Source organism: Daejeonella sp., from assembly GCF_044232565.1.
Classification (GTDB): domain Bacteria; phylum Bacteroidota; class Bacteroidia; order Sphingobacteriales; family Sphingobacteriaceae; genus Daejeonella.
Genome location: NZ_JBIILQ010000206.1, coordinates 1 through 5,114 on the forward strand (window position 1 = coordinate 1; position 5,114 = coordinate 5,114).

The window sequence follows — 5,114 nt, forward strand, 5'->3', positions numbered from 1 at the left end:
TTAGATCACGATTATGACCGCCAAAAAATTGCTCATCCGTTAAAACAGAAAGTGCCGATGCGCCGGCAGCAGCATACGATTGTGTCACTTCTTCTACATTCAATTGATCATTAATAATTCCCTTTGATGGCGATTGGCGCTTAAACTCAGCGATAATGCCTGTAAGTGAAGAATTTAGAATTGAATCACGCAAAGAAAAACATGGTCTAGAGAAAAATAGACCCTGCTCAAGCTCAAAAACTGAAGTTTTAAGCTTTGCGGTGGCTATTTCTTCTCTCTTTTTAATTACTATTTTGTCAAGAATATTTCCTTGCGCGCTCGGTGAAGAATTCATATTTCTCTTATTTTTTAATTAGCTTAACCAGTTAGAAATCATTGCTTTACCATGTTCGGTAAGTACAGATTCGGGATGAAATTGAACACCTCTAACGTCTAAACTACGATGTCTCAAGGCCATAATTACATGTTCTGAGTCGCTGGCAGTTACCTTTAATACTTCAGGTACCAGATCATTTTTAACTGCCCAAGAGTGGTAGCGTCCAACATTAAAATTGCGTGGGCAATTCAAGAAAAGTTTCTCCTCCACATCAAGAACGGTAATTTCTGTTGCCCTACCATGAACTGGGCGAGCAAGATTATACAGTTCGCCACCAAAAACTTCGGCAATGGCCTGCATTCCCAAACAGATTCCGAGAATACTTTTAGTTTCTGAATAGCTACGGATCACATCCAGTAATAATCCCGATTCGGATGGAATACCGGGACCTGGAGAAAGTAAAATTTTATCGAAGGCATTGACATCACTCAGCTCAAATTTATCATTCCGCCAAACCGTAGCTTCATGCCCTGTTTCATTCAGCAGGTGCACCAAATTAAATGTAAATGAATCGTAATTATCGATTACTAATATGTTCATGTATTTATTATTTCAATTAACACTATCAATTTTTTTTTGTGGTTGAAGAGCGGAGATCGGAGTTCAGACAACTGACAACTGACAACTGACAACAAATTTCATACTTCATACTTCATACCTCATACCTCATACTTCATACTTCATACCTCCGACCTCATATCTCCCCAGCCATTTCCAAAGCCTTCCTTAATGCCATAATTTTATTGTTTACCTCATTCAATTCGCTTTGGGGATCAGAATCTGCTACAATGCCTGCACCCGCCTGGTAATGGAGTACATTATTCTGGCTCATAAAGGAACGTATCATGATGGCATGATTAAAATTACCATCAAAGCCCATATACCCGATAGCTCCACTATAAAAACCACGTTTTTGCTTTTCATATCTATCAATAAGCTGCATAGCCATGTATTTTGGCGCCCCACTCAATGTTCCAGCAGGGTAGGTATCGCCAACTACATCTAACGAATCAACAGATTCTTGTAATTGTCCGGTAACTTTCGAAACCATGTGAATTAAGTGAGAATAATATTGAATTTCCTTGAACGACCGAACTTCAACTTTATCGCAATGACGACTCAAATCATTTCTCGCAAGATCTACCAACATCACATGCTCTGCATTCTCCTTCTCATCTTTCTTCAAATTTTCGGCTAACTCTTTATCTAAAAGATCATTGCCAGTTCTTTTGAAAGTTCCAGCAATTGGATAAATAGTTGCTTCATTATTTTTAATGGTCAATTGCGCTTCAGGCGAGGACCCAAAGAGTTTAAAATCGCCATAATCGAAATAGAATAAATATGGAGATGGATTTATTGAACGTAAGGCGCGATAAACATTAAACTCATCTCCTAAAAATGGAGTAGAAAATGCACGTGATGGAACAATTTGAAATACATCGCCCCTATAAACATGCTTTTTCATCTTTTCAACAAGCGCTATGAATTGCTCATCTGTAAAATTAGATTTCTCCTCTCCATTTAAACTGAATTTATATTCTGGAAAGTTCTTATTTTGAATAAGATACTGAATCTTATTCAGACCATCAGGTGCATTTTCCTCAGTGCGATGCTCCAAAAGGTACAAATCATTCTTAAAATGGTCAATTACAATGATATAGCGATAAACATGGTATTGCATCAGTGGAATCTCTCTTCCCTCTGCCGGCCCAGCCTGAAGTTTAATATCTTCAAAATGCTCCACCGTTTCATAGGCAAAATATCCAAAAAGCCCGTTGGAGATAAACTTAAAATCATTATCTGAAGTTGATTCAAACTGTTTCCTGAAATCAGAAACATGCTTTTTAAGGTTTAAATCTCCTAATGGATAGTTCTCCCTTCGTCCATCAGGGAAATAAGTCTCCAATTGAGCACCATTGAGCACTATTCCAGCAATCGGATCACAACACACATAACTGAGACTATTTTCTCTACTATGGTAATCAGAGCTTTCCAGCAAAACACTGTTAGGAAATACATCCCTTAAGCGTAAGTAAATACTTACCGGGGTGGTAGTATCTGCAAGCAGCTTTTTGTAGGAAGTGTATAATTTATAGTTCTTCATCATGTTCTTGTTTTTTGATCAAGCATTTTCTGAGAATACCGACCATAAAAAAACCCGGCGATTTTGGCGCCGGGCTATATATTGTTTAGATTGTACCTAATTGTGCTCTCATTACAAAATACCTATCAGCTGCGCCAAATTTAATGGGCGCCACCAATTAGCTGTATTTTGTTTTATTATCATCTTTTACAAAAATATAAAGAAAATTGAGATTCCAAATTTTTTAATACTGTTTATTAACTCCCTAAAATAGGTCGTCCACTTTGATAAATTGCGACTAAAATAACCAATACCGCCAATCCATAATACAATGCAATAGCTCTATGCTTGTTTACCGCATCTTTAGCCTTTTTTGAACGTGAATGACCAACTGTAATCAAAACGATCGCAAATAACATCATCACTGAATGCTCAACAGTCCAATAACGTGTGGTGGCATTACTCATTGCTTCAGCCATGTTTGAGTAGTTTACCATCGGACTGAAAAAATATAATATTAAGCCCACAAGAAACTGAGTATGGGTAAAAATCATGGCAAATAGGTTGACCTTACGATTCATTTCTGAATAAGGTTTTTTGCCGAATAAGCCAATCAGCGATAGTAATAAAGCTGCCGCCAATAATAATAATACGATATATCGTAGTCCCGAGTGAAGTCCAAATAAAGTTGAATACATATTTTTTAAATTTAATTCAAAGTAAAGAAAAATCTATCATATAAAACAATGCTAAATATTGCTATCTAGCATCCAAATAAATTGCTTCGGGACTGCTTGATAATGAAGCAATCGCTGATGGTTTAACATCCCCAATATCATTAAATTTAAATACCAAAATTTTGCGGTTAGCCTTTTCAGCAACATAAATTAAGTCTTTTGAGACCCTATCGTCCCAAGCAATATCAACAGGGTTTCCCAGATTAGTTTTAAAACCCCTAATTGTGGCCGCGGGACTAACCAATTTTCCACTCACTATAAATTCTGTTGCTACATTTTTGATGATGTGAATTGCACCATCGGTTTCAAAACCGCTTGCGCTAGATTCGGCAATATCTGTTAAAAGCAAGATGTCGCGATCAGCAGAATAAGTAATTCCATGCAGACGGCTGGCACCATTGATGGTGATTTTTTTCGTCGGACTGATATTACCAACCGCAAGTTCAGATACATTTTCAAAAAGTTGAACTTCTTTACGATCGAGATCGATAGCAACAAAAAGTCGGTTATTATCCAAATGAATTCCCCAAGGTTGGCCATTAAGCTTTAACTTTTTGAATGCATTAACCGTCCCAGTTAAGGTGCTTGCCTTGGCATACACATAAATAGCGCTGTCAATATTGCTTGAGATGTATAAAACGTCACGAGAACGATCATAAGCCATTTCTCTAGCGCTCAAGAGCCCTTCATCTACAAAAGAGTTTGCATTGGTTAAACTCCCATCTGTATTGACTCTAAAAGTTCTAATATTTTTATTTTTTCTACTTACCTGAATGACAGTACCTGAGTATGGATTAAACAAAATACCATTTCCATCAGGCAATTTAGAGTCAAATTTATAGGGTTCAGTAAAAGTGGATAGATCTGCAGGATCAAAGATCATCGTGTTTACTACAGCGGCGTCAGTATCTGCATTCGAAACATACAATCTAGAGATAGTACTTTGAGGCATTGCTTCATTATCGTCTTTAGTGCAAGCAGACAAAATGAACAATGGAAGCAGATATAAGAACTGAAGGAGGATTCTCTTTTTCATCAGAATACAATAATTTATTAAAGGATATGAAGCTTGCAAAAGCATTTATTAAAATCACACAATAATCGTAGAGCTCATGCAAATTTCATATTACCCAAAGTTAAGAGTTGAAATGGATAAATACACACGCAATTTTTTATAGATAGAATAATTGTGATCAAATCCTAAATAAAATGTAACAGTAATGTTATAGTTTAACGATAATGACTAACTGAATATCCGCTACATTCGGGTTCCAAAAACCTAAATTATAATGAGATACTTTCTTCTATTATTCTTCATGCTCGCACAAGTTTGCGATGCAGCAGCCCAGGAAACCTACCCTGTAAATGGCTCCTATGATAAACGCCCGGGCATGTATGCCTTTATTAACGCAACTATTGTTGTGAGTGCAGATCAAACCATTAAAAATGGTGTTTTATTAGTAAAAAACCAGAAAATCGAGGCTGTAGGACTAGGCTTAAGCATTCCGCAGGGTTACATCACAGTTGATTTGAAAGGTAAATACATATACCCTTCATTTATAGATGCTTTTACCACTTATGGATTAAATACTAGTGCAAATACCAGACAGACTGCAGGTTTCGGTCGCACTCAAGTATTTACCACAACAAAAACGGGTGCCTATGCGTGGAATGAGGCAATCAGGCCAGAAACCGCAGCAAAATCATTCTTTGCTATCGACGCGAAAAAAGCGGAAGAATATAAAAAAGCCGGCTTCGGTGCAGTGCAGTCGCTGAGTCGTGATGGAATAGCAAGAGGCTCTTCATTAGTTTCAACATTGAATAATTCGGATGAAAGCACAGTGATTATAAAAGATCAGGTAGCAGCACATTATTCATTTAATAAAGGTACCTCCAGCAATAGCTATCCTTCATCGCT

The 5,114-nt window shown here is 37.1% G+C and carries 4 protein-coding genes and 2 pseudogenes; 1 reads left to right on the plus strand and 5 read right to left on the minus strand.

What is annotated here, in order from left to right:
* From ACILQF_RS10445 to ACILQF_RS10465, 5 genes and pseudogenes are all read right to left on the minus strand, one after another.
* Positions 1 to 334 (minus strand): annotated as a pseudogene (locus ACILQF_RS10445) (indole-3-glycerol-phosphate synthase TrpC); the annotation flags it as partial.
* Between the two features lie 18 nt (positions 335 to 352).
* Positions 353 to 916, minus strand: a complete 564-nt coding sequence (locus tag ACILQF_RS10450; RefSeq protein WP_395627352.1) for an anthranilate synthase component II — start codon at positions 914 to 916, stop codon at positions 353 to 355.
* A 154-nt stretch (positions 917 to 1,070) separates the two neighbouring features.
* On the minus strand, positions 1,071 to 2,480 hold the full coding sequence (locus tag ACILQF_RS10455) for an anthranilate synthase component I family protein (protein WP_395627355.1): 1,410 nt from the start codon (positions 2,478 to 2,480) through the stop codon (positions 1,071 to 1,073).
* Positions 2,481 to 2,716: 236 nt separating this feature from the next.
* Positions 2,717 to 3,157: a cytochrome B gene (locus ACILQF_RS10460; RefSeq protein ID WP_395627353.1), complete on the minus strand. Its 441-nt coding sequence runs from the start codon at positions 3,155 to 3,157 to the stop codon at positions 2,717 to 2,719.
* 61 nt (positions 3,158 to 3,218) lie between these two features.
* Positions 3,219 to 4,232, minus strand: coding sequence for a hypothetical protein (locus tag ACILQF_RS10465; protein ID WP_395627354.1), 1,014 nt, complete (start codon positions 4,230 to 4,232; stop codon positions 3,219 to 3,221).
* Between the two features lie 253 nt (positions 4,233 to 4,485).
* Between ACILQF_RS10465 and ACILQF_RS10470 the strand changes: the two are divergent.
* Positions 4,486 to 5,114, plus strand: a pseudogene (locus ACILQF_RS10470) (amidohydrolase); the annotation flags it as partial.

Excerpts from the sequence above, each read along its gene's own strand:
- ACILQF_RS10450 (WP_395627352.1), bottom strand. The coding sequence starts at position 916 with ATGAACATATTAGTAATCGATAATTACGATTCATTTACATTTAATTTG.
- ACILQF_RS10455 (WP_395627355.1), bottom strand. The coding sequence starts at position 2,480 with ATGAAGAACTATAAATTATACACTTCCTACAAAAAGCTGCTTGCAGAT.
- ACILQF_RS10460 (WP_395627353.1), bottom strand. The coding sequence starts at position 3,157 with ATGTATTCAACTTTATTTGGACTTCACTCGGGACTACGATATATCGTA.
- ACILQF_RS10465 (WP_395627354.1), bottom strand. The coding sequence starts at position 4,232 with ATGAAAAAGAGAATCCTCCTTCAGTTCTTATATCTGCTTCCATTGTTC.